This is a genomic window from Pseudoalteromonas sp. RWi3 (assembly GCF_054960735.1).
The window spans coordinates 209009-235405 of the sequence record NZ_JBHNYL010000004.1 but is presented as its reverse complement, the minus strand read 5'-3'; the positions used below and the strand labels follow the sequence as shown (position 1 = coordinate 235405).

Sequence of the window (26397 nt, the reverse complement as noted above, 5' to 3'; positions counted from 1 at the left end):
AATTAAATTGGTTGTTGCTTAGCTAATGCGCTCGAACATTAAATCCCACACACCATGACCTAAGCGATGACCACGTTGTTCAAACTTAGTAAGTGGACGTAAATCAGGACGAGGTACATAATCATTGGTATCTGATTGATTTTTATAGTGCTGGGCAGCTTGCATTACTTCAAGCATATGCTCAGCGTAGTTTTCCCAATCTGTTGCCATGTGAAAAACACCACCAATCTTTAATTTACTGCGTAAGCTTTCAACAAATGCAGGTTGTACAATACGACGCTTATGGTGACGCTTTTTGTGCCATGGATCAGGAAAGAACAACTGTAGTTTACTAAGAGCGCCATCAGCTATACAGTCTCTTAGGACCTCAACAGCATCATGTTCAAAAACACGTAAGTTGGTTACACCAGCTTCATCTGCGTCCATTAAACATGCACCAACACCAGGGCGGTGTACTTCGATGCCAATAAAGTTAAGGTGTGGTGCGTTTTTAGCCATTTCAACTAATGACTTACCCATGCCAAAGCCAATTTCTAAAACAACGTCATTGTCATTGCCAAAAACTTGAGCTAAATCAAGCATGCCGTTTTGATGCTCAAGGCCCATCGTTTGCCAGCACTTTTCAATTGCAGCAGCTTGCCCTTTTGTTAAACGACCTTCACGTTTAACAAAGCTACGAATTGTACGGATATATTTACCTTCTTGCTTTGCTTGCTCAAGGTTATCGTTACTTGAATCACTCATATATTTTGGCCTGATGAAAACAACATGTTTAAAATGGTGGCGTATTATCCCTGACCGTGGGCTTGAACACAAGGCTTTATCCTTTGTGTATGTTTATAACTTGATATTTTAACTCACTGCAATAGACTGCCCGCTATCAAGGGTCGAGTTATAAAAGTAGTTATTTTGAAGTTAAACACGAGCGATGCAAATTGGTTTTCAACACAGGTTGTTGATTGGTATCAATTACATGGGCGCAAAACCTTACCGTGGCAGCTAAATAAAACACCCTATAAAGTATGGGTGTCAGAGGTAATGCTGCAACAAACGCAGGTTGCGACCGTAATACCGTATTTTGAAAAATTTATGGCAAGTTTCCCCGACATTATTGCATTGGCAAATGCAGATGAGGACCGTGTATTACATCACTGGACTGGATTAGGTTACTACGCGAGAGCACGTAACTTACATAAAACCGCCAAAATAGTGCGCGACCAATACGATGGTGTATTTCCAACCAGTATAGATGAAGTGATAGCCTTACCAGGGATAGGCCGCTCAACAGCTGGTGCCGTTTTATCATTATCCCTTGGCCAGCATCATCCTATCTTAGATGGTAATGTAAAGCGTGTTTTAGCGCGTTATTTTATGGTTGAAGGTTGGTATGGAGTTAAAAAGGTAGAAAACCAACTTTGGCAATTAACAGAGCAACTGACTCCAAAAGATAACGTCACTGAGTTTAACCAAGCAATGATGGATTTAGGCGCAAGCCTATGTTCACGCAGTAAGTTTGAATGTGAACCCTGCCCACTTAACAGCCGTTGCAAAGCATTCAATGGCGCAGTAGTTAAACAGTTTCCGCATTCAAAACCTAAAAAGTCAGTGCCAAAAAAAGTTTGTCATCAATTGATTATTCAATGTGATGACAAAGTGTTGATGGAAAAAAGGCCAAGCACAGGTATTTGGGGGGGCTTGTTTAGCTTTTTTGAATTTGAACAAAAAAATCAGCTGGATGCTTTTTTAGCTCAGCAGGGGCTTGAGCTAACTACCAAAGAAGTTGATCCGTTTACGCATGTGTTTTCGCATTTTGAATTAACGATTAACCCCCATGTGCTTAAAGTTAATACAATGCCTGATGTAGTTAATGAACGTCAACTCGTTTGGTATCCACTTGATCAATCAATTGAGGTCGGTTTAGCTGCGCCAACTAAAAAGCTAGTTAAACAAATCGCTACAATAGTTTAAACTAGCTGTAATTAAATTTAAGCGTATTAAGAGGTCTATCATGGCACGCACAGTATTTTGTCAAAAGTTACAAAAAGAAGCGGATGGTCTTGGCTACCAGCTTTACCCTGGTGAGTTGGGTGAAAAGATTTTTAATAATATTTCAAAAGAAGCATGGGGACAGTGGCAACACAAGCAAACTATGCTAATTAATGAAAAGCACCTAAACATGATGGACCCTGAGCATCGTACATTTTTAGAAGAGCAAATGGTTGGCTTTTTGTTTGAGGATAAAGATGTTGAAATAGAAGGCTATCGTCCTCCGGAAAAGTAACTTGTAGTAATAAAAAAGGGCGTAAGCCCTTTTTTAATGTAAATAATGTAGCTAACAAAGCAAGAGCTCTACTCGTTTTCTTGTTCAGATTGCCTTATTTGCTCTTTTAAAAACTGAGCAACCCGTGAATATTCAATTTCTAAATTATCCCTAAGCTCAATTAGTTCATCACTTGTTAAATCTTGTTGATTACAATGTGTTTCAAAGTCTATGGCTAGTTTTGCAATACTTTCAGCCCCAATAGTTGTCGAGATTGATTTTAATTGATGGCATGCTTGAGCAATACTTTGCGTGTCATTAATAATCACTGCACTATTAATGTCTTTAACTAGTACGCTACTTTGCTCAATGTACATTTTGAAAAAGCGAATCTGTTTTGCTTCGTCGTTATTAACGTATTTAGAAAGCTTGTCCATATTAATTGGTGCTGAAGGGCTTTTCACTTCCTCGATGGCCGGCAAAGCCGAATCTTTGTGGTTTTTATCTCGCCAATTATTAAGTAGCTTTTCTAGGGCATTCAGTTCAACAGGCTTTGTTATATAATCGTTCATACCCGCATTTAAGCAGCGCTCTTTTTCGCCTTTAAGTGCATTTGCCGTTATTGCAATAATATACGGTTGTGCGTTTATGTCGTCTAACTGAGATGCCTCTTCTCGGATCTTTTCAACCATATCGTAGCCAGACATTTTTGGCATATGTAAGTCAGTTAAAATAAGCATATGACGTTCTTTGCGCCAAATTTTAAGCCCCTCTTCACCATTGTCAGCAACTTCTACACCAAACCCTAACAAGTGAAGTTGGTCTGTTAGCACTTGCTGGTTCAAAAGGTTATCTTCTACTAATAAAACCAGATTATTTTCGCTTCTTGCTTGCTCTATATTCAAAAAATTATTGAGGGTTTTTACCTGTTTTATTTTTTTTGGGGTATGTAGTCCGGCCGCTACAAGCACTGAAATCATAAAACTTGACTTACATAACGGGGTGGCGTTGAGGTAAAAGATATTTTTATGATTAATCGCAGCTTCATCAAGTTTACTTAAAACCACAACTTGCTGGTTATAATCTTCTAACGTATACACTAATCGGCGTAATAGTGAGTTTGTTTTATCAATAGACTCGATACCATCAAGAACCCATATCAACTCACTGTGTTCTTGAATTTCTTCAATTTCAGAAATTGATTGTGCGTAATGAGTATTGGCGCCCATAAATGATAAGTAACGGCTTAATGTTTGTCTTCTTGATGAGTCGCTGGTTACAAGAGCTACGTGCTTGCCTTTTAATGCATTCTTGTGAGCATAATTAATGGTACTTTCAGTACTAAAAGGAAGTTCAACAACAAACTCACTACCAATACCAACATCACTCGAAACAGAAATAGTACCAAGCATTAACTCAGTAAGGCTTTTACAAATAGATAACCCTAACCCTGTTCCACCGTACTCACGCGTAATAGAGCTTTCAGCTTGAATGAATGGACTAAATATTTCTCTTAACTGAGTTTGGCTCATTCCCTTACCGTTATCACTCACGGTAAACCTTAGGGTAAAATGGTCTGTCGTATTTTGCGCAACCTCAACACCAATGCGAACATGGCCGCGACGCGACTCATCAGTACTCGTGAACTTTATAGCATTGCTACATAAATTATAAAGTACCTGACGCACTCGAATGGTATCACCTATTAAATTTGTAGGGATATCCGGTGCAATAGATAGTTCAAGATCTAGTTGGCGTTTTTTAGCAATAGAAGAAAGAACACGAGCAACTTCTTCTATGGTATCTGTAACAGAGAAGGGTGTTGTATCGATGTTTAATTTACCAGCCTCAATTTTAGAGAAATCTAGAATATCATCTAAAATGCCAAGCAAAGAAAACGCTGAGTCACGGATTATTGTGCTCAATCTATGCTGAGCGCCATCAAGCTCGGTTTGCCTTAATAAATCAATGGTACCAATAACACCATTCATAGGAGTGCGAATCTCATGACTCATGGTTGCTAAGAAAGTTGTTTTTGCTTCACTAGCTTGTTCAGCATTGTGTGTAGCTTTTTCAAGTGCTAGCGTTCTATTATGAACTTCTGTCTCTAGGCTACTTTGTAATTTTTCTAGATCTGATTGAGCTACTCGGTTATTACTAATAGCTGTTTGTACTTGGCCTAGCAACAAATTAACGTTTTGAGCAACATTATCTAAACCAACGTCGAGTCCTTCATCTACGGTTTTATTGTAATCTGATGATTCTGTAATTGATTGTAATTCAAGAGCCAACGTATTGGTTGATTTACGAATTCTTACGTTGATATAAGCATTAATGAATAGAGAAAAAATAATTAAACACACAAGTGCAAACAGAGCTAGGATTATCGATAGTGAGGAAGACTCAGAAGTAAGTACAGAGTCTTTGGGTATTACTCTTTTGATAATCAACTCACCAACAGGCTGGTCATTTAACTTTAATTGCCTGTAGACCGTATTTTTATTAGGCGTGTGTAAATCAAGCATCAATGGCTCAATCGTTGGTTTAGTAGTTGAGTAAACTAACTCTGTTGGTGAGTTAGCACCATATCTATATAAGTGGTATTCAAACTCAGAGCCAAACGCAGCACTTACATCAAGCAATTTAGCGGCTTTATTTTGCCCAGGTTCTGTCAGTGCTGTAACGAGAGGTGAGGCGAGTTTTTCAGATAAATCAACTAAGCTAACGGGTTCTTTAGGTGCAAACTCACTGATTTGCTCAGAGGTATAAAAAGCGAAAGCCGCTAGTGCGATCGTAGTTACAACAAGGTTTATGACTATTAAAAGTGGCAACAAGCCTTTCACCGGAGAAGAAAATTTACTTTGCATTTATTTTCCAATTATTATCATTATTAACTGCGGCCAAATAGCTGCTTTGTACTGAAAATTAATCCTATCATTTACCAGAAATAATTCACTGGTTAATATACATTAATATGAAATTTACATGATATTTCGTTAAAAAAGCGCATTAATACTATTAAACCTCTAAAAGCGCTCTAAAAAGCAGCATTTCTTGTGTTAATTAATCACATTGATGTAAAACTGTTCAAACAGTTTGGCTCTACAAAAAAAAAGTTGACTTGCAGGGGCAAAACCAGTTTAATACGCCGCACGCCCAAACAGCTCAGTCAGAAGAGTGCTAGGGATGTATATTAAAAATATATGTAGTTTTAGTTAAATCTGAGACTGCCTCGATAGCTCAGTTGGTAGAGCAGAGGATTGAAAATCCTCGTGTCCCTGGTTCGATTCCGGGTCGAGGCACCATTATTTAGTAATAGTGTTTAAGTGATAATATAAACGTTATTACACGTGCCAAAGCACACGATTTAGTGTGCCGACTTAGCTCAGCTGGTAGAGCAACTGACTTGTAATCAGTAGGTCAACCGTTCGACTCGGTTAGTCGGCACCATTTATTTAGTTATCTGTTCAATTGAACATTTAACAAGCACTGTTTAAGTGCCTCGATAGCTCAGTTGGTAGAGCAGAGGATTGAAAATCCTCGTGTCCCTGGTTCGATTCCGGGTCGAGGCACCATTTATTAAGTTGTCAGTCTTTAAAACTGACACGTGCCATAGCACACAGTTTAGTGTGCCGACTTAGCTCAGCTGGTAGAGCAACTGACTTGTAATCAGTAGGTCAACCGTTCGACTCGGTTAGTCGGCACCATTTATAAAAGTAGAATGTATTTTTAAATATGTTTTACAGCACTATTTAAGTGCCTCGATAGCTCAGTTGGTAGAGCAGAGGATTGAAAATCCTCGTGTCCCTGGTTCGATTCCGGGTCGAGGCACCATTTAATTAAAAGCTTCGCAATAGCGAGGCTTTTTTAATTAAGAAAGTTAATCAATCTTCAAAATTGATATGTGCCATAGCACACAGTTTAGTGTGCCGACTTAGCTCAGCTGGTAGAGCAACTGACTTGTAATCAGTAGGTCAACCGTTCGACTCGGTTAGTCGGCACCATTTATTTAGATAATTTGAACAGAGCAACTGACTTGTAATCAGTAATTCATTTAAGTTATCCGTTCAACTCGATTAGTTGGCACCATTTATTTAGATAATTTGAACAGAGCAACTGACTTGTAATCAGTAATTCATTTAAGTTATCCGTTCGACTCGGTTAGTCGGCACCATTTATTTAGTTAATAGTTTAGGCTGTTAACAAGCACTGTTTAAGTGCCTCGATAGCTCAGTTGGTAGAGCAGAGGATTGAAAATCCTCGTGTCCCTGGTTCGATTCCGGGTCGAGGCACCATTTATACTAAAGCCTTGCATCCGCAGGGCTTTTTTGTTTATTATTTTAAATCCTCTAAGCTCTTCAATTCCCCCAAACTTCCAAGCGCTTATTCTGATTATTGAAATTCAAATGTTCGAATAAACATCAGGGTTTTTCGTATTTATTGAGTTGGTTGATAAATGTAAATTATTTTGTGATCAACATGTTAATTTTTGGCGTATTGATACAACTTATAATTATATCGCTAAATATGTAATGTTATGTAAAGTGAATTGAGCGATGCTCAATAAGCTGTTTGAATAACGCTCATAAATAGCATTAACTAGGTTTAAATATGATTTGGCAACATAAGCCATCTTTATTAGCGATAAGTATTGTGCTGCTCAGCGGCTGTGCGAGTACTTTGAACCCACAAGAACGAAAGCAAGTACCTAATGCAATCCCAGTCCAGTGGCAACAAGCTACTCTTGAGTCGGTTACTCAAGTGGATCATGCATGGTTTGATGATTTAGCCACACCAGCTGTTGAGCAACTGGTTTTTAGTGCGCTTAAAAACAATCAGCAACTCATTCAAAGTCGTTATGATGTAGAAATACAAAAACAACAACTCATTGTTTCAGGCTCTGCATTATGGCCGAGCTTGGATATATCCTCTCGCGTAGGTCGTAGTAAAGGGAACCGTCCTGTTAGTTATAACAACTCAAGCTCTCTCACCTTGGAGCTTGGCTATGAGATTGATTTATGGGGCAAACTTTCTGACGCAAAACGCAGAGATAATCTAAATTACTTAGCCCAGCAAGCACGTTATGAGCAGCAGAAACAGCAATTAGTTGCTGATGTTGTCACCAGCTGGTTCAATCTTATAAGTGCTGAGCAACTACTTGAGCTATTTAAACGCAGAGAAGCCAACACACAACAGAATTTGGAGATCATTGAGTCAGGTTATCGCCAGGGTTTGAACCAAGCATTGGATGTTTATTTAGCACGAAATGAGTTAAATAATGAACGTTCGCGTATTGCCACTCAACAGGCCAATTTAACTAAAGCTGCGCGTACACTCGAGCGCTTACTTGGCGATTACCCACGCGGAGCGCTTGAAGCAAATCAACAGTTGCCTGTGATAAAAGAGAATGTCCCTTTAGGTATCCCTTCTGAGCTAATCACTCGCAAACCAGCATTACGGGCCCGCTGGTATCAATTGTTAGCCGCTGACGCCTCATTGGCTTACGCCCATAAACAGCGGTTTCCAAGCTTGAACTTATCGGCAGGGCTTAGCGACAGTACTGACAGAGTGAGTGATTTATTTTCGCCATCGAGTCTTGCATGGTCATTAATCGGTGGCATTTCAGCGCCTATTTTTGCAGGTGGTCGGTTAGAAGCTAACGAAGAGATAGCAAGATTAAACACGCAAAAGCAAGAGCAAGCTTATCTTAATACTTTATATGATGCATTCGGTGATGTTGAAAATGCCATTGCACTGCAACAATCTTTACAGGAACGTTATCAAAGTACGTTACAAGCCCAAGAGAATGCATTGGCTGCAGAGCAATTATCATTTGAGCAATACCAAAGTGGCTTAGTGAGTTACACCACAGTATTAGATGCACAAGCACGTTCGTTTGATGCACAAAGCTCACTCATAGACATAAAAAACCAGTTATTAACCAATCGAATCAATTTACATGTTGCCCTAGGTGGCGATTTTGCAAAATCAAGATCCGCACAGGATGAGCAAGCATTATGAAAATCAATAAACAAAAAATAATTATTCCAGCCGTTATCATTGTTGCGACTGTATTGTTAATGATGTTTATCAAAGGTAACCCCCCTAAAGCATCTCGCTTTTCAGCCCCGCCCAAAGCTAAAATCAATGTTGCAGTAGAGCAACTGAAACCAGTTGATTACACAGTAGAAATTGATAGCTTTGGCACGGTGAAACCGCGAACTCAAAGTATGTTAGTGGCGCAGGTAGCTGGGCAAATTACAGCGATCAATGAGCAGTTCCGTGAGGGGGGATTTTTTGCTGAAGGTGATGTGTTATTGCAGTTAGACGACCGAGATTTAAAGGCTGAAGTGAAGTCAGCTCAAGCCAACCTTCTCAATGCAGAGCAAAACTTGTTTGAAGAGCAAGCACGAGGGCGCCAAGCCCTGATTGACTGGCAGCGTTTAGGAAATGAATCTGAGCCGAGTGTGTTAGTACTCAGAAAGCCTCAACTAGCAGCAGCTCAAGCCCAAGTGCTGTCTGCACAAGCACAATTAGAAAAAGCACAGCTTAATCTTGAGCGTACAAAAGTAAAGGCTCCATACGCAGGACGGGTCTTAAGTCGTACTGTTGATCTTGGCCAAGTTGTATCTAATAACATGCAATTAGCAACTATATTTGCGACTGACAGTGTAGAAATTCGCTTGCCATTGAAAAATAAAGATCTGCCTTTTATAAACTTGCCAGAGCAATACAGTGATGGAGCGGCGGATACGCGTGGTTCAGCCGTTAATTTTACGTCTAATTTAATTGGCGAGCAAAATTGGCAAGGTCAGCTAATTCGCACTGAAGGCGCCATAGATGAAAGCGCACAGCAGCTTTACGTTGTAGCCAAGATTAACGACCCATACAAATCAACCAGTAATAATCAATATCCGGTAAAAATTGGGCAGTATGTAAAAGCTAAAATTAATGGCAAAGTTGCCGAGCAAGTATTGGTCATTCCAAACAGTGCTATATACCAAGGTACTTATGTTTATGTTGTTGAAAATGGTGTGCTACAACGTAAAGACATTGCTTTAGCATGGCAAAATGCACAACAAGGTATTGTTAGCAAAGGGCTTGAAGCGGGTAGTCAGCTTGTGCTTACGCCGCTGGGTCAGGTGAGTTCAGGTACGCCTGTGCAAATCATTGGTGAGCAGACGAAGAAAGCCCAAAAACGAGGAGAGCAGCCATGATAGCTTGGTTTACCCGTAATCATGTGGCTGCCAACTTATTACTGATAAGTATTGTGCTGGGTGGATTATTTAGCTTATCGTCCAAGTTACCGTTAGAAGTATTCCCTTCATTTGTTTCTGATCGTATTAATATCAGTGTTAGCTTACGGGGTTCAACCCCTGAAGATGCTGAAAAAGGTGTTACGATACGCATAGAAGAGGCACTTCAAGATCTTGAAGGGATAAAACAGATATCGAGTCGCTCGTCTGAGGGCTCATCGCAAGTGAGTGTCGAGGTTGATACCGGCTATGATGAGCGCGAATTACTAGCGGATATAAAAAGCCGTGTTGATGCAATCAATACCTTTCCAGCGGATGCAGAAAAGCCAGTAATTGGTTTGATACAGCGAAAACGCGAAGTCATCGCGGTGACCGTCTCAAGTGATTACAACGAAAAAGAAACACTAGAATATGCCGAGCAAGTGCGCGACGATTTACTGCGTATACCCGCCATTACACAGGTTGAATTAAGTGGTGTACGTAATTATGAACTCGCCATTGAAGTGAGCCAAGATACACTGCGCCAATATGATTTAACATTGGCACAAATCTCCAATGCTATTGCCAACTCCAGTTCTGATATCTCCGCGGGTAATTTAAAAACTGAGGGGGGAGATGTACTTATTCGTTCAAAAGGGCAGGCTTATCGTAAAGATGAATTTGCTAATATTGTTATTAAAAACCAAGCTGATGGCACAATTATTCGCTTAAGCGATATCGCAACTGTCAATGATGATTTTGAAGAAACCCCGGTGCGAACTCGTTTTAATGGTAAGCAGGCTGCGTTTATTGATGTGTATCGTATTGGCCCGCAAAGCGCGATAGAAGTCGCTGATGCGGTTAAAAGCTATATTACCAGCGAGCAAGCAAATTTACCGCAAGGGTTTTATTTAAGCTACTGGGATGATGATTCCGAAGTCGTAAAAAGCCGTATCGCTACCCTAACGAGTAATGCCTTACAGGGCGGTATTTTGGTGCTGGGCTTACTGACTTTATTTTTAAGACCCGCGATTGCTTTTTGGGTGTTTATTGGTATTCCAGTGTCGTTTATGGGCGCATTTATGGCCATGGCTGCATTTGGCGTTACCATTAACGTTATCAGTTTATTTGGCTTTATTTTAGTGCTGGGGATTGTGGTGGACGACGCCATTGTCACGGGGGAGAACGTCTATACCCACTTAAAAACAGCTAAATCGGGAGAAGAAGCTGCCATTAAAGGGACGCAGGAAGTGGCAACGCCAGTGACATTTGGTGTATTGACGACGGTTGCTGCATTTTTACCTCTGGGTTTTATTGAAGGGGCGCGAGGTGCTATTTTCGCCCAAATACCTGTGGTGGTAATTCCTGTTTTACTATTCTCACTTATAGAGTCTAAATTCGTTTTACCTGCGCATTTGAAATACATTAAATTGCGTCATCAAAAAGGTGAGGGCTCTAAGTTAGAGCGATTACAACAGCGATTTGCAGATGGGTTTGAGCACGCTATTTTAAAGTATTATCAGCCTGTACTTGGCCTAGCACTGCGCAATAAGCTGGCTACAGTGAGCTTGTTTATGGGGGTTTTCTTAATCATCCTAACCATGATCACCAGTGGGTGGACTAAGTTTATTTTCTTCCCGCGTATTCCCAGTGAAACTGTGCGGGTTAATTTAACCTTCCCAGCGGGGACACCGTTTGAAGTGACCAATAAATACATTATTGATATGTCAGATAAAGCCCGAGAGCTGCAAAGTAAATACCGAGATGAAGAAACGGGTGAAAGTATTATTCTTAATATTTTGGCCAGCACAGGTGGACGAGGTGGTGCAGCTAACTCAGGCAGTGTTCGTTTTGAAATTACCCCAGCTGAAAAACGAGAGTCTGATATTGGCTCACGAGAGTTAGTAAAAGAGTGGCGGCAACTCATCGGTGTTATCCCAGGTGCAGAAAGCCTTACGTTTAGAGCTGAAATTGGCCGAAGTTCCAGCCCAATCGATATTCAATTATCTGGTAATTCTATTACAACGTTACAAACGGTTGCAGAGCAAATAAAGCAGCGGTTGGCAACGTATCCAAGCGTATTCGATATTGCAGATAGTATGTCGGATGGGAAGGAAGAGCTGCAAATCGAGCTGACAGAGCAAGGTCTGGCGCTGGGGTTAAACAGGGTTGATGTATCAAGACAAGTGCGTAACTCATTTTTTGGTGTCCAAGTACAGCGAATTCAACGGGGTCGTGACGACGTACGTGTAATGGTGCGTTTACCGATTGATGAAAGGCGCTCCGTGGCAGACTTAAAAGATATACTAATTCAAACCCCTAGCGGCGGAAGAGTGCCGTTATCGCATGTGGCGACTTTAGTGCCGGGTCAAAGCCCATCTACAATCAGTCGAATTGACCGTTATCGCACGCTCAATGTCTCAGCCGATGTAGAAAAAACCGATACTAATATGACAGTTTTGCAAGCGGATTTAAAAACGTATTTAGATGAACTAGTACAGCAATACCCAGGTATCAGCCACTCGCTAGAGGGCGAAGCCAAAGAGCAACGTGAATCGTTTGGTTCGTTACTATGGGGCATGGTATTTGTATTTTTTGTTATCTATGGTTTGCTGGCGATTCCATTTAAATCCTACTTACAACCATTAGTCGTCATGAGCATCATTCCATTTGGCATGATTGGCGCTGTCATCGGGCATTGGATCATGGGGATGGAGCTCACCATTATGAGCCTGCTCGGTATGTTGGCATTGATTGGTGTTGTGGTGAATGACTCTTTAGTATTGGTTGATTTCATCAATAAAAAACGCAATGAAGGGCTTGAGTTAATGGAAGCAGTGAAAACAGCCGGTGTTGCACGTTTTCGCCCTGTTATGTTAACCAGTTTAACGACCTTTATTGGCTTAATGCCGTTGCTGTTTGAAAAAGCCACACAAGCACAATTTTTAATACCGATGGCAGTAAGCCTTGGTTTTGGTATTATCTTTGCGACGTTTATCACGTTGTTGCTGGTGCCTGTGAACTACATGCTTATGGATCGGTTCCAAGGTTGGTTTAAGTAAAGTGCTCAATTATTATTTAATAAAGTAGATAAATAAAATGCCGCAACTAAGCGGCATTTTGATATTAAAGTTTAAATATTTCAGTATATTGAATTATTTTTTATAGCGCTCAAACCATGCTAGCGTGTGCTCTACTTTTGAGATCATACGAGATGGGCGTCCTGCAATACCATGGGGCGAACCCGGTACACGAATAAGCACCGTGTCTACTTTTTTTAACTTCAGCGCTTGATAAAACTGCTCAGATTCTGAAATCGGCGTACGGCGGTCTTCTTCACCTGTCATCAGTAAGGCTGGTGTTGTCACATTGCCAACTAATGATAAGGGTGAACGCTGCCAATAATGATCCACATTATCCCAAGGCATGCCTGGGAATTGATTGCGGATTTGGCCTAAATAACTGTCAGCCGTTAAGGTTTTACTCAGCCAGTTAATTACCGGCTTGGTGATTGCCGCCGCGTTAAAACGGTCGGTTAAGCCAATGGCGTAAGCTGCGGCAATACCGCCTGCAGAGCCACCGGCAATAAATAAGTTTTCCTCATCAATAAACCCCTTGGCTATCATGGCATCAACCGCTGAATTATGATCGGAAAAATCTTCTTTTGAGCTATATTTTCCATCGAGTAATAAGGCAAAGTCTTTACCGTAACTGGTTGAGCCTCGATAATTGACATACACCACCACATAACCTTCACTGGCATATCGTTGTAGCTCAGCTGTAAAACTTGGACCGTAGGCAAGGTGTGGGCCGCCGTGAATTTCAAGTAATAAAGGATACTTTTTGGTTTTGTCGAAATCTGGTGGGGTAATGTACCAACCTTGAATATTTTCATTATCAAATGATGACTTAACGTTTAACTCATGGACTTCACCCAATTGCTTGTGGCCCAATAAGTCTTCATTTAAAGAGGTTAAGGTTTTGCTTTTTCCTTTGTATAAATAGGCTAAATCAGCAGGGCGCTGACTACTGCCTTGGGTATAGGCAATTGCTCCATTTTTAGCGAGACTGAAACTACCACTGATATACGGACGACCGATTGAAGTGCCTGACAGTGAATCAACGAGGTCCGTTACTTTACCGTTGAATGATAACTTTGCCAGCTTGCGCTTACCAAAATCGTCATATTGAACAACAAAATCACCTTTACCTGACCATTTGTAATCAGCAACGGAGCGGTCAAAGTCATTACTGACATTGGCAATTTTTTTACTACTTTTAGTAATGACATTAAGCGTTGAATTTATATACGGAACAGGTGCATTATCACGGGCAATAAAAGCGATTTGTTTGCCATTTGCTGAGTAAGTAGGTCTAGACTCTCGGCCAGGTATTTGAGTTAACTGAGTATAAGTGCCTTCGTTAATATTAACTTCATACAAATCAGATTCAGTGGTGCGGTACTCCCAATCAGCATGTTGATCTGATGAAAAAGCAATGTTGCTATCATTAGGAGACCATGCAAGTGGCCCATAATGCTGAAAATTGCCCGTTGTTAACTGCCTAGCTGTGCCGCCATTAGCGGGTACAATAAATACATGACGATAAGCTGGTTCTAAAAAGCCTGAACCATCCGCTTGATAGCGCGCTTTTTCATAAACCTTTACGGGGTCTGACCAAGATGCTCCTTTTGGCTTTTTAGGTAATTTAACTGACTTTACAAAGTCTGTTTTACCAGCAGCTACATTCATGGTAAATGCGATATTGTTGGCATTATTAGACCAACTTAAACTGCGAATTGACTTAGGGAGCTGCGTTAATAACGCTAATTTGTCTTGTTCTAACCAATAAACATAAAGTTGATTACTTCCGCTTCGATTAGAAGTAAACGCGATTTTTTTAGAATCAGGTGACCAAGTCGGTTGCCCGTAATTGTGTTCATCAGCGAGTAATGGGTAATGCTGATTTTGTTTTACATCGTACATCCAAATACTGCGTTTTGCAGAATCTTGCATGATGTCATAGCCACTTCTTAGGTAAAGTATTTTCTTACCATCAGGGCTTATTTGTGGATTGTTCACATACTCTAGCTGGAAAATGTCTTCGGCAGAGAAGGTGTCATTTGCGTAAAGGTTTACGCTGTAGGATGCACATAGCAGCGCCGAACTTAACGTTAGTAATGCATTTAATTTCATAGTTTTTCATTTTTGTATAATAAAACACCATCCTATGACGCCCCAATTTTTTGAACAAGATAATTGAGATTAAAGAGCACATCGTTAAGTTAAGTGGTAATGCATAATTAAATTACAATTGACGATATTTTTTAAAGTTTGGTTTTATTAAGCGTTGGACCTGCATTACGCCGAGTCAGTTAAAAATATAATAGCCAATTTTAGCCACCCTAAGTTAGACTCATGTTATTACAATTTTTTATCGAGCTTTAATATGATTGAGTATCCTGTTGATCAACTCCCTCAGCTTATTGATGAGCTATTACAGTGCGACACCACAGCACGAAAAAACAAATTATTAGCAGATGCTAAAGAAAAGCTCTCCACCGAGCATTTATCGCTATTATTCGAAGCCTTGCCAAAAGAGCAGCGCTTGGAAGTGTGGGAATTACTTGATGAAGACACCCAGCACGAAATTTTCATCAACCTAGGCGGTGATAGTTGTCGCTGGCTATTACAAACCTTAGATGAAACCCAAGGTTTTAAATTATTAGACGAAGTAAGCGTTGCTGAGTTACTTGAGCTGGAAGAGTTTATTCCTGAGCGATTTGTTGCATACGCTCGCCAGCAACTCGATGAAGTACAAACCAAGCAGTATGAATTAGCACAGCAATTTAATCCTGAGCAATTGGGTCACTGGCTTGATTTTGATGCTTTAAAAGTATCAGAAAAGCTCACCGTAGGTGGCGCACAAAAGATTTTACATAAAGGATTACCGCAATTTACCGAGGTCATTTATTTAGTCAGTCGTAAAGGCAGTTTAATAGGTGAAGTGAGCGTAAACGCTTTATTTAAAGCGGATGACGCAGATTCATTATTAGATTATGCCAACTTAGATGTAGCTTCGCTGCACGCAGATGATGACTTATACGAAGCGGCTGAAGTGGTGATCCACAGTGAAAAAATGGCCATGCCTGTGGTTAATGCCGATAATAAACTGCTTGGCCGATTAAAAGTCTCATCGGCTTACGAATTACGCCAAGAAATGACTGACGAAGCCGCAGCTAAAGCCGGTGGTTTACGCGAGGATGAAGATTTGTTCTCAAGTGTTGCAAAGTCAGCAAAAAACCGTGGCATTTGGTTAGGTATTAACTTGGCCACGGCCTTTTTAGCCTCGTGGTTTATTGGCTTGTTTGGTGCCACTATTGAGCAGGTAGTGGCCCTTGCGGTGTTAATGCCAGTGGTTGCCTCAATGGGCGGTATAGCGGGTAGTCAAACACTTACCGTAATTGTGCGTGGTTTGGCACTAGGGCAGGTGACAGATTCGAACCGTAAGGCATTACTTAAAAAAGAATTGCGAGTAGGGGCAGTTAATGGCTGTGTATGGGCCATCGTGATTGGTGTGCTGACTAACCTTTGGTTTGATGATGTGATGCTGAGTATCACAATCACAGTTGCGATACTTTTAAACTTAATTGCTGCATCGCTGTCTGGGGTAATAATCCCCTCTATACTCGATAAGATGAAAATAGATCCTGCGTTATCAGGGTCGGTAATTTTAACCACAGTAACGGATATTGTCGGGTTTGTTACCTTCTTAGGTTTAGGTAGTTTATTGCTACTTTAATGTATCAAAGTGAATAAACTTCAACGCATGTGTAAATAAAACGAGCGTAAATGGTTGGATAAAGCAGCCATTTACATCGAAATCATATTTTTTGCTGTTGTTTGAGTTTTCACTCAGCAGCTTGATTAACACACCATTAATTTATGCTATGGTAGGGCTAACTATTTACGGGCACAAAATGTAATGACTAAAGCACTTCTTTCTTTACCATTATTTTATTTATTTATATGTAAAATTGCATTTGCTTCTGAGCACTTTAGCGATCACGAACAATACTGCTTAGCCTTATCTACAGATAATTGCATAGAACACATTGAAACCGCGTTAGAAAATGAGCCGCAATATACTAAATCATGGTATAAGCTTAAAACGCTTCAAATTGATTACCTATATGACACCTTAAACTTTGATGAAATTATCGTTCAAGTTGAGCCATTAGTTGATTTAGAATCAACTCCTACGGTATTCAAAACACAGTTATATTTTTACTACGCCAAAGCAATTTCACGCACAGACAAAGAACAGGCCATAATTTATGCTAACAAGGCCATGGCGAAGCTCGAAAATATGTATAGTGCGTTTGAAAACCCCTTTAGATTACTCGAACTGGCAAATTTACATTATGTTTTTGGTGATAAGGAACGCTCGTATAACTTGCTTTTGAATATTGGTAGCCGGTTTGCAAAAAGCAGAGACCCTATTTTTCATTTTGAGCTTAATGCCAATAAAGCCAATGTGTTTCATAGCTGGGGGGATTTAGAGAAAGCACTCAAATTTCGCTTACTGGCACTTGAGGCAATTATTAATACCGATCATAAAAGTAAAATAACGTTGGCAATTGGCAATGTTGCCCGTACTCACCAATTACTAGCGAATTATGATTTAGCAATAAAATACTATGCTGACTCGTTTGCTTACATGCAATACCCTAAAAACACGGGTACTCATGCGGTTTATACATTAAGAAGTGCTGAGGCGCATTGGCAAAGTAAACGCCGCGATAAAGCGGCAGCTATGTTGAGTGAGGTAGATCAAACGCAACTAAAAGATGGGCATTTGAATCTCTACATGAAACTAAAAAAAGACTTAAACTAGCCACCCTAAAAAGCCCACTGCACTTTTTTAAATTAATAAAAAACACCCATTACACTTTGTTCTTATAGTGTAAGAGGTGTTTTTCTCAGCGTATTTAAAATTTAGGGTGTTTGCGTTTTATTATATGACAAAAACCGTATTAAGCACTGGTAATGACTTTATTTCTACCGTCTGTTTTTGCTCTGTAAAGTGCGGTGTCTGCAGCGCAGATTAATGCTTCACTGGTGCGGTATTGATTATTAAATTCGCACGCAATACCTTGGCTCACACTAATTTTTACACCAGGTGGTAGGCCAATATCATTAAATGTCATTGCATTTATTTGTTGCTGAATACTTTTAGCAACCACGTTAGCACTTTCGCGGTTGCAACGCGGTAGTATAATAGCAAATTCTTCACCGCCGTATCGCGCTGCTAAACAATCTCGAGAAGGCACACAGTTTGATATAACTTTAGCTATTTTCTGTAGGCATTTATCGCCTTTAATATGACCATAGGTATCATTAAACTTTTTAAAGTGGTCTACATCAACCAGTATACAGCTCAACGCTTGTTTACTTTGAATGCTGTCAGCCCAGTATTTTTTTAATGACTCATCGAGCGTTAATCTATTCGCTAAGCCTGTTAAATGATCGGTGGAAGCTTGTATTTTCAATTTATTATACATTGCTTTATGTGAGCTAAGATCGTGTAGTATACACACATATAATTTTTGTGCTCTAGCTATACTATTTGGCATGCTTGACAATGATAAGTCTGCTTCAATAATACTGCCATCGGCTTTATTTATTTTTACTTCGTTAGGGCCAAAGTTAAGTCGCGTGTCTTTTATGTCTAACCAGTTTAATAATGTATACATGTATTTATCGCGATCAGTATTATATAAAAAATCTAATATACTTTTACCAATCAACGCTTGTTGTGAATCCCCCAGTAATTGAGCTGCAACCGGGTTAACAAACTCAAAACTACCGTGCTGATCAATCACAAAAATACCTTCGGCAGTGCCATTAAATAATTCAATTAAGGCGCCAAATTGCAGATGAGAAAGTGAAGAACAAAGGCTACTGCCGACTTGATTTGTTTGTGCATGTGTAGACAACAGTTGGCTGTTATTATTAGTTTTGTTAGACACGTTAATTCCTTTACGCTTTGCTATACGTTTTTGGTGTCTACTAATTTATGAAAAAAACAGCAAATATACCTTCTGGTAACCTTCTGGTTTTAAGTTGTTGATTTTAAAGTTTTATAAATAGTTCACAGGTTCTTAAAAAACCTGTGAACTGTATAAACTTAGTGAGTACTAGCGCCTTAATTAAACCTCTTCTTCATTTTCCACTTGAGGATCACGGCTTTTATAGCTCTTTCCGTTGCACTCTACGATGAAAATCATACACACTACACCAGTATTTTTATCTGTATCAGCAATATGTATTGACTGGCCGTTCTCAATCAAAGAGAAACTAAAATCTTGAGCGCAGTCGCCTTCAATATTTGTAAACCTTGCCTCTGTAAATGCAAAACCTTGCTCAATTGTTGCATCATCTAACGTGTAAATCCCTAGGCTGTTTCTTTCGTTAACTTTTCCACCGCCAGATACTTTTTGACCATTTTTATAATAAGTAAATACGGCTTCATTATTACTATCTAATTTAATGCTTACCGTAAAGTTATGGATTTTATTCTCGCTCATGTTACTTCCTTTTTAATGTAGTTTATAATGTGAAATCACTAATTCCTAAATCAATAAGTTTGCTTTTTAATGTGTCTAGTTTGCTCGCTTTATTTAAGCAGGTGTATGCTTGAATGAGAGGGTAAATTTTATTTATACTTTTACTGTCATGAGTTCTTTCATTGCTCGTATTTATAATTTTATTGCATGCTGCCAGTTTCTCAAGTTTATTGCTAGCAAGTTTTGCTTTTATTATATTTATTTTTACAAAGTTTAAATAGTTTTCAGCTTTGCTGATGTCATTAATTTTCTCTTTAAAATCGGAGCTATTTTCAAGCTTGGCTAAAAGCTCTTTCGCTTCATCAAAATATTTACGATTAATAAAGTAGTGAACCAGGCTAAGTTGGATGTTGATAATACTTGTGTTTGAAAACCCCTGCTGATTGACATAACCTATAATTTCTTCGAGTCTGTTACTCGTTTTGTTGTTTTCTAATAGCATCAACTGATATGCAAGAGACCGATAGTATTTTCGTATGAAGTTTTTATTTTCTGGATCTTGAGTTATTGCTTGCTCTATTGCATCCGTTGCTTTCACTGCTTTTAAATAGGCGCTATTTTTTTGCGGGAAGTAACTTAAAAGATAGCTTTGTTGCATGTAGGTATTAGTTAATAAGTTTAGTAAGCTAGCATCCTCAGGCTTTATAGCTAATAAGGTATTTAGCTGAGCTATTGCTTGGTCAAGCATATTAAATGCTGCGTTAAAATCACCTAAATTTTCTTCAACTTTAGCAAGCCAGCTAATGGTGTCGGCTTTATCGCGCAATAAGTTTTTATTGTTTGGCTTTAGTTCAAGGGCTTTGTTTTTAAGGGCGAGCGACTCTGTAAAGCTTTGTTTTGCTGCGTTATAGTTAAATTGCTTTAAATACAAAGACCCCAGCGAGTTATGCGAATATGATAACTCCATAATCGAGTTAAAGTCATTCGGTGCTAACGAGTACATGGTTTCACTATAAGCATGGTATTTTTTAAATAATGGCTCAGTGGCGGCGTAGTCACTGTTATCATAATTAAGTTGACCCAACCAAAAGGCATTAGCCCCTGCAAGCGTGAGTAGCTCTATGTTGTTTGGTTGGGTTTTTAATAATGCCTCAAGACGAGTGCGGGCGTTTTCAAAGGCGGTAAAGGCTTCGTCTGTTTTGCCGCGGGAATAGGCCACTTCTCCCATGGCCTCAAGGGTTTGTGCATATTGAAAGCGGTTGTTAAAGTCAGCTTGGTTATCGGTGAAATTAAATAACGAGTCGTTATGCTGTTGGTTAGTAAAATATTCCAACGCTTTATTACTTATACCATCGAGTAAGTCCATACGTTTTACGCTACGTAGTTTGTCAGCAAATTCACCCACCATAAAGCCGAGTAAACTCTCTGCTTCTAAGCGTTTTTGCTGGGCTACTTGCTCAGCGTGGTAGCTGCGCACACTCATTGTAATAGCAATGACACTGATAACAAAAAACACCCCAGTGGTTAATTGTAGTAAGCGTTTATTACGTTTTGTTTTTTTGTTTGAAGCTTTAAGCAGTGCAGCTTCAGAGTTTGATATTTTAAACAGTGGGCTATTAGCAATACTTTTCGCTTCTTGTAGTGGTTTACCTTGAGCTAATAAAAAGTCAGGGTGTTTTTGCTCGTTTAGCCAGCGCTCAGCAGCGTGTTGCAATCGGCTTTTTATCGCAAGGCTTTCTTGGTGTTCATTTATCCAATCTATGGCGCGCTGCCAATGACGCAGTAATGCTTCGTGGGCTAAGCTAAAGCAGGCTTGCTCATTTTTAAGGTGTGATACAAATAAGCGGCTATCGACCATCGCCTGTACTAACTGGTTTTGCGCTGAGTTGCTTAGCTCATCCCAACGTGCTGCGCGGCTGGTGAGGGTTTCACCATCGGCGTTTAAGGTAATTAACCTTGATAGTATTAAACCCAGCTCAGCTTGTTGTGGTTTGGGTAATTGCGTAAATACTTGTTCGGCTTTTTGACCTATTGCGCCTTCAATACCGCCTAATGCTTGGTAGTGTGAAACCAATAACTCATCATTTTCACTGCGTTGTAAATATAATTGTTGCAAGGTGTATTGTAACATTGGTAGGGCGTCTGGGTTATTGGCGGTATCGTTACAGAGTATTTCATCCAGTGGTGTTTGGTGTTCAGGATCAAGCTGCCATTTAAGGCCAGCAGCTAAAGCGGGAAGGCGTATCATCTGTTTGAGTTCAGCGCGCGTTGGTGCAAGTAAATCAAAATGAGCACCGTTGGCTTTGCCCGCCATTAAGCTTGGTTGGCTGACAATATGTGGATAGAAGTCATTACGACAGGCACTAAATATAATCATGCAATCGCTGCTAGCAAACAATTCTATAAGGCTAAGAAACTGACTGCGCTCTTGCTCGCTAAATAACGCTGATGAGAGTAAGACTTCAAGGCGGTCAATAAACAAAAATAAGTACGGTTTTAAGTGGTTTGTTTTTTGTTTTAATGCGTGTTTACATTGCTCAATAACTTGCTCTGGTGACGTTATTAATAATTCGCACAACGCATCTGCACTAATATCAGCGAGCACAGGGGTATCGTTAACGTCTAAATCTAGCAAAGTCGAAGCTAAATCGAGCAGAAGTCGGCCTTTATTAATATCGGCAAAATCGAGCTGACAGTAAGATTCAACTCTAAAACCATCGTAGCCTGCGCTATTCATTAATGCTGGTAAAACACCAGCGTTGACTAATGATGACTTGCCAGAGCCACTTGAACCAAGCAATAAACAAAATGCACGGCCATAACTTATTTGCGCAGACGTACGCTGTAGTAATGTGGCGATTTGTTTAGTACGACCAAAAAATACAGTGGCTTGCTCAGGCGAAAAAGCACTTAAACCAACAAAGGGCGAGTCACCTTGCCAAGGGATGTTACTTGCTTTTTGTTCGTCATCAAGCACAAAGCGAATAGGAGCTATAACGCGATAACCTCGTTTACGAATGGTTTCAATAAACTGGGGACTGCTTGCTTTATCATCAAAGGCTTTTCGTAATTGGGTGATAATTTTATGCAGCGGGTTATCGCCTACGTCTACGTTTTGCCAACAGTGGCTAATAATTTCATCGCTAGTAAGTAGCTCACCTTGTTTTTCACATAGCAATAATAGAACGTCCATCGCTTTGGGCTCTAGTTGCTTGACCTTTTCACCTAAACGAAGGGTATTTGTAGCTGGGGTAACTTGCCAGTCACCAACAAAAAAAATAGGAGAACTCATGTATCACTCATTATTAGAAGCACTGTTAGCGTTGATAACTCTATCATGCACTGTGTATTTAGGTTAATACAATACTATGAGATTAACAGCAAGTGAGCGGCTGCTATTGCAACTAAAAAAATAGTAAAAAGTCATGTTTTATAATCTTTAAGTAAAGCTTGCTTGACTTTTTACTTGTTCTGCCTATTATTAAGTCAAGTTAACTTTACTTCTAAGGTGGAAAACATGAAAAAGTCAGCACTTACATTTGAACAGCGCAATAAAAAGAATAACCTTAACCTTGCTAAATGGACGTCGGCGTGGGTAATTACACTCGCGATTGCTTCATTTGGCCCACATATTTTATGGCAAGAAGATGCGCTTTTTAGCGTGGTCGCGATTGCTATTAATGTGGTTGTAGGAATAATGATGATCATGGCAAATAAGCGCCAAATTAAAGGAATGGACGAGCTGCAACAGCGGTTACACTTAAATGCCATGGCGATTACATTAGGCGCAAGCTTAGTTTTTGGTTTGGCTTATTCTGTGGTGCAATCGAGTGGGTTGCTGCAATTTAAGGAAGATATTTCACATTTAGTATTGTTTATGGGACTGACTTATTTGATCAGTGTACTAGTGATGAATAAGCAATTAAATGATGGAGATGAAGAATGAAAAACCGCTTGAAAGTGTTGCGAGCAGAGCATAACTACACTCAAGCGAAACTCGCCGAATTATTAGATGTGTCGCGCCAAACAATTAATGCAATAGAGAAAGGTAAGTTTGATCCTAGCTTGCCTTTAGCATTCAAAGCCGCTCGTTTATTTAATTTAACAATTGAGGACATCTTTCAAGATGAAGAATAAACTACACTTAGTTGATCCTAATCAGCATAATTAAGGTATTGTTATGATTGTGTATATTTATCGAATAGTACGGAGCAGTTAGATGAAGAAGTTAAGTAGCGTGGTGTGTCTGTTAGCCATTTTGTTAGTGGTGTTGCCAGGGCCTTTGTATAAATGGCAGTTAATTGAGTTAGGGACTGCATTTACCGGGATCCGCTATGGTGTGTTTGCTGCAATGGCAGGGGCTGTGCTACTTGTGATTCAAGCTGGCTTTTTTCGTAAGCAAACAAATTGGGCTGTGTTTGGTGTAAGCTGTGTGTTTGTGGCTGTGGCAATTGTTATGCCTCTAAGCATTATGAATAAAGCGAAAAGTGTGCCTCCAATACATGATATTTCTACCGATGTAATAACACCGCCGGAATTTATTGCTATTGCACCGTTACGTGCCGATGCGCCAAACCCTGTTGAATATGCAGGTGCAGAAACAGCAGCACAACAGTTAAAAGCCTACCCTGAACTTGCCACGCTTAATTATAAAGAAAACACCAAGCATGTGATTCGTGTTTCTATCGATACTGTAAAAAGCTTAGGCTGGGAACTTGTTAATTCTGACGTTGAGCAAGGTATTATTGAAGCTACTGATACAACAACGTGGTTTGGCTTTAAAGATGATGTAGTGATAAGAGTCGTTGCACATGGTGACTCAAGTGCGTTAGATATTCGCAGTAAATCACGCGTAGGCAAAAGCGATTTGGGTAAAAACGCCGAGCGCATTAATCAATTTATTGCCCTATTGAATAAAGAGCTGACTGCGAAGTAAATATACTCATTAGCATGCTGCCCTTAGGTAGCATGCGGTTTAATTACAAAAAGGGTGCGACAATTTGTCGCGTGTTCACATTAATAAACACGCTATATACTTTGAGCACCTTAAACCTGTTGTGATTAAAGAATAAAATGAGCAGCAAATTATCACTTTCTAACTCTCACTACCCACTCACTCCTTTAGCACTGTGTATCGCAAGTTTACTTACTCCCTCAGCCTTTGCTGATGATTCAATTGAGCACATTGAAGTGCAGGGCCAACACTTAAATTCACACGCTAATTTAGGCACTGCAGATCAGCTTTTAAATGACTTAGGTGTCGATTTTTCAGCTGCGGGTGGTGTGTCTAACTTACCTATTTTAAATGGAATGATGGGCGATAGAGTCAAAGTGTTAGTGGATGGTGCAGATTTAACTGCTGCGTGTGGTAATCAAATGAACCCGCCTTTGTCTTATATTTCAGCTAACCAGATTACGTCATACCAAGTGGTGGCGGATGTATCACCCGTAAGTGCGGGCGGTGATAATATTGCAGGTGTTATTCATGTTAATTCTATTGCTCCTCAATATAGTGAAAGCGAAGAAATTAACTGGCATTCAGGGTATGCCTCGGCACAGTATCGCAGTAGCAACAACGCAAAAGCGATTGGACTTGGTGCACGGCTGGCCAGTAATACCTTTAGTTTAAATTATCAAGGCTCTTTTGAAGATGCCAAAAGCTATGAAGATGGTAACGGCGATTTGGTACTAGATACGCTTTATAGAGTGCAAAACCACGCACTCACAGCCGCACTACGTGATAAAAAACAACAGGTTGTTGTGAAGCTAACGCATCAAAAAATACCCTTTCAGGGTTTTCCTAATCAATACATGGATATGACCGATAACACCAGTTATGGCGTTATCGCCCAATATAAACGCACCATCGATAGTGGGGATTTTCAAGCACAAGTGAATTTTAATGATGTGCAGCATGAGATGGGTTTTTTCACCGAAGAAAAAACCGGCATGATGCCAATGAATACCGATGCGCAAGATATGAGTTACCAACTTAATTGGCGCTTGGACCTTAATGCCGACAGCACATTGTTATTAGGCCAAGAATATTATGGTTACCGTATTGATGATTGGTGGCCTGCGGTTGAAGGCTCTATGATGATGGGGCCAAACGAATACGTAAATATTAATGACGGCGAGCGTGACCGCTTCACTGGATTTGTAGAGCTGCAACATCAACTTAATAAAAGGTGGTGGCTGTCAGCAGGAACACGTATTGAGCATGTGAAAACAAACGCAGGGGAGGTTCAGCCATACACTAAAATGAGTATGAATGACGACATGGATTCGATGTCAGGTATGAGTGATATGTCAGATATGGGGGGAATGCATGGTATGAACATGACTGATCCAAACCAAGAGGCCGCTAAAACTTTTAATGCTATGGACAGAGCACGCAGTGACACACTTGTTGATGCCAGCTTATTGTTGCGCTATCAATACAGTGATAATGACGAATTACAACTTGGCCTTGCGCGTAAAAATCGTGCGCCTAATTTATATGAGCGTTATAGCTGGGGTGTAAGTACCATGGCCACAAGCATGATAGGTTGGTTTGGTGATGGTAATGGTTATATTGGCAACCCGGATTTAGACGCAGAAACTGCACATACTATCAGTGCCCGTTATACTAAATCAGCGCATGACGACACGTGGCAAGTCAGTGCAAATGCATGGTATACCCAAGTAAATGATTACATTGATGTAATCGTTGTAGGCACTACGCAGCGCATGAATATGGCATCCACTGAACGCAATAAACTACAATTTACCAATATGGATGCCACGCTCTATGGCGCGAAGCTTGAAGGTGCAGTACGCATAAGCGACACCAAGTGTGCAGGCACATGGGACTTAACAGGCGCTATTACCGCAACACGCGGTGAGAGAGATACATCTAATGAGCCGCTTTATCAAATTATGCCATTACACAGTAAACTTGCGCTAGCGCAAACCATAGGTAAATGGCAAAACTCACTCACGTGGCAATGGGTCGACAGCAAAACTCGCGTAGATCCACGCCGATTAGAAAACCAAACCGATAGTTACCATTTGCTTAACATAGAAACAAAGGCAACGTGGGATAACTTAACGGCTAAGTTTGCGATTACCAACTTACTTGATGAGTACTATCAACAGCCACTAGGCGGAGTGAGTATTGCAGAATTTAAAGGCGACATGAGCAAAGGCTTTAATCAGTTAGCAGGGCAGGGCCGCTCTGTGAATATTGGAATGAGTTACGCGTTTTAAATGTGTTGTATACCCAAGCCACCTCAAGGTGCAAGTTTCAGTTGGAATTAAAAGCGATTTAGGCCAGGCATTGATTGCAAGTAATA

General features: G+C 40.1%; 17 protein-coding genes and 7 tRNA genes. 18 read left to right on the top strand and 6 right to left on the bottom strand.

The annotated features are described in order from the left end of the window. Window positions 1–18: 18 nt before the first annotated feature. Window positions 19–744, bottom strand: coding sequence for a tRNA (guanosine(46)-N7)-methyltransferase TrmB (trmB, locus tag ACFI4Z_RS08330; protein WP_462670175.1), 726 nt, complete (start codon window positions 742–744; stop codon window positions 19–21). 165 nt (window positions 745–909) lie between these two features. On the opposite strand from trmB, the gene mutY reads away from it, so the two are divergent. Together mutY and ACFI4Z_RS08320 are read left to right on the top strand one after the other, a co-directional pair. Beyond that, a complete protein-coding gene (gene mutY, locus ACFI4Z_RS08325; RefSeq protein WP_462670174.1) occupies window positions 910–1968 on the top strand; it encodes an A/G-specific adenine glycosylase in 1059 nt (352 codons plus the stop codon). A 40-nt stretch (window positions 1969–2008) separates the two neighbouring features. Continuing rightward, window positions 2009–2281 (top strand): oxidative damage protection protein, encoded by a 273-nt coding sequence (locus ACFI4Z_RS08320; RefSeq protein ID WP_394193493.1) that lies wholly within the window; start codon window positions 2009–2011, stop codon window positions 2279–2281. 68 nt (window positions 2282–2349) lie between these two features. On the opposite strand, the gene ACFI4Z_RS08315 is transcribed toward ACFI4Z_RS08320, so the two are convergent. Continuing rightward, window positions 2350–5127, bottom strand: coding sequence for an ATP-binding protein (locus tag ACFI4Z_RS08315; protein ID WP_462670173.1), 2778 nt, complete (start codon window positions 5125–5127; stop codon window positions 2350–2352). 362 nt (window positions 5128–5489) lie between these two features. Between ACFI4Z_RS08315 and ACFI4Z_RS08310 the strand changes: the two genes are divergently transcribed. The 10 genes from ACFI4Z_RS08310 (at window position 5490) to ACFI4Z_RS08265 (ending at window position 12557) form a co-directional block, all read left to right on the top strand. After that, a tRNA-Phe gene (locus ACFI4Z_RS08310) sits at window positions 5490–5565 on the top strand. A 69-nt stretch (window positions 5566–5634) separates the two neighbouring features. Continuing rightward, window positions 5635–5710, top strand: a tRNA-Thr gene (locus ACFI4Z_RS08305). Between the two features lie 49 nt (window positions 5711–5759). Next, window positions 5760–5835: transfer RNA gene (locus ACFI4Z_RS08300), tRNA-Phe, on the top strand. 56 nt (window positions 5836–5891) lie between these two features. Continuing rightward, window positions 5892–5967, top strand: a tRNA-Thr gene (locus tag ACFI4Z_RS08295). Window positions 5968–6018: 51 nt separating this feature from the next. Then, a tRNA-Phe gene (locus ACFI4Z_RS08290) sits at window positions 6019–6094 on the top strand. A gap of 94 nt (window positions 6095–6188) precedes the next feature. Beyond that, window positions 6189–6264, top strand: a tRNA-Thr gene (locus ACFI4Z_RS08285). A gap of 215 nt (window positions 6265–6479) precedes the next feature. Further along, window positions 6480–6555 (top strand) — tRNA-Phe (locus ACFI4Z_RS08280). A 316-nt stretch (window positions 6556–6871) separates the two neighbouring features. Further along, window positions 6872–8281, top strand: a complete 1410-nt coding sequence (locus ACFI4Z_RS08275; RefSeq protein ID WP_462670172.1) for a TolC family protein — start codon at window positions 6872–6874, stop codon at window positions 8279–8281. Further along, a complete protein-coding gene (locus ACFI4Z_RS08270; RefSeq protein ID WP_462670171.1) occupies window positions 8278–9477 on the top strand; it encodes an efflux RND transporter periplasmic adaptor subunit in 1200 nt (399 codons plus the stop codon). Before ACFI4Z_RS08275 ends, ACFI4Z_RS08270 begins: the two co-directional genes overlap by 4 nt. Next, window positions 9474–12557, top strand: a complete 3084-nt coding sequence (locus ACFI4Z_RS08265; protein ID WP_462670170.1) for an efflux RND transporter permease subunit — start codon at window positions 9474–9476, stop codon at window positions 12555–12557. Before ACFI4Z_RS08270 ends, ACFI4Z_RS08265 begins: the two co-directional genes overlap by 4 nt. 93 nt (window positions 12558–12650) lie before the next feature. Here the strand turns inward: ACFI4Z_RS08265 and ACFI4Z_RS08260 are convergent, their stop codons facing one another. Further along, window positions 12651–14690, bottom strand: coding sequence for an alpha/beta hydrolase family protein (locus ACFI4Z_RS08260; protein ID WP_462670169.1), 2040 nt, complete (start codon window positions 14688–14690; stop codon window positions 12651–12653). 253 nt (window positions 14691–14943) lie between these two features. On the opposite strand from ACFI4Z_RS08260, the gene ACFI4Z_RS08255 reads away from it, so the two are divergent. Together ACFI4Z_RS08255 and ACFI4Z_RS08250 are read left to right on the top strand one after the other, a co-directional pair. Further along, a complete protein-coding gene (locus ACFI4Z_RS08255; RefSeq protein WP_462670168.1) occupies window positions 14944–16296 on the top strand; it encodes a magnesium transporter in 1353 nt (450 codons plus the stop codon). A gap of 183 nt (window positions 16297–16479) precedes the next feature. Beyond that, entirely contained in the window at window positions 16480–17391 is a 912-nt protein-coding gene (locus ACFI4Z_RS08250) for a tetratricopeptide repeat protein (RefSeq protein ID WP_462670167.1), read from the top strand. A gap of 139 nt (window positions 17392–17530) precedes the next feature. On the opposite strand, the gene ACFI4Z_RS08245 is transcribed toward ACFI4Z_RS08250, so the two are convergent. The 3 genes from ACFI4Z_RS08245 to ACFI4Z_RS08235 all read right to left on the bottom strand — a co-directional run bounded on the left by ACFI4Z_RS08245 (window position 17531) and on the right by ACFI4Z_RS08235 (window position 22355). After that, window positions 17531–18526, bottom strand: a complete 996-nt coding sequence (locus tag ACFI4Z_RS08245) for a GGDEF domain-containing protein (protein ID WP_462670166.1) — start codon at window positions 18524–18526, stop codon at window positions 17531–17533. A gap of 180 nt (window positions 18527–18706) precedes the next feature. Continuing rightward, complete coding sequence (locus tag ACFI4Z_RS08240) at window positions 18707–19084, bottom strand: DP-EP family protein (protein WP_462670165.1); 378 nt, start codon at window positions 19082–19084, stop codon at window positions 18707–18709. Window positions 19085–19106: 22 nt separating this feature from the next. After that, window positions 19107–22355, bottom strand: coding sequence for an nSTAND1 domain-containing NTPase (locus tag ACFI4Z_RS08235; RefSeq protein ID WP_462670164.1), 3249 nt, complete (start codon window positions 22353–22355; stop codon window positions 19107–19109). Window positions 22356–22580: 225 nt separating this feature from the next. On the opposite strand from ACFI4Z_RS08235, the gene ACFI4Z_RS08230 reads away from it, so the two are divergent. The 4 genes from ACFI4Z_RS08230 (at window position 22581) to ACFI4Z_RS08215 (ending at window position 26311) form a co-directional block, all read left to right on the top strand. After that, on the top strand, window positions 22581–23009 hold the full coding sequence (locus tag ACFI4Z_RS08230) for a hypothetical protein (protein WP_058560003.1): 429 nt from the start codon (window positions 22581–22583) through the stop codon (window positions 23007–23009). Next, on the top strand, window positions 23006–23200 hold the full coding sequence (locus ACFI4Z_RS08225; RefSeq protein ID WP_058560002.1) for a helix-turn-helix transcriptional regulator: 195 nt from the start codon (window positions 23006–23008) through the stop codon (window positions 23198–23200). Before ACFI4Z_RS08230 ends, ACFI4Z_RS08225 begins: the two co-directional genes overlap by 4 nt. Before the next feature lie 82 nt (window positions 23201–23282). After that, the gene (locus tag ACFI4Z_RS08220) at window positions 23283–23999 is read left to right on the top strand and encodes a DUF1499 domain-containing protein (RefSeq protein WP_462670163.1); all 717 of its coding nucleotides are present in this window, start codon (window positions 23283–23285) and stop codon (window positions 23997–23999) included. Between the two features lie 137 nt (window positions 24000–24136). Further along, window positions 24137–26311: a TonB-dependent receptor plug domain-containing protein gene (locus ACFI4Z_RS08215; RefSeq protein WP_462670162.1), complete on the top strand. Its 2175-nt coding sequence runs from the start codon at window positions 24137–24139 to the stop codon at window positions 26309–26311. The last annotated feature ends 86 nt before the right edge of the window (window positions 26312–26397 follow it).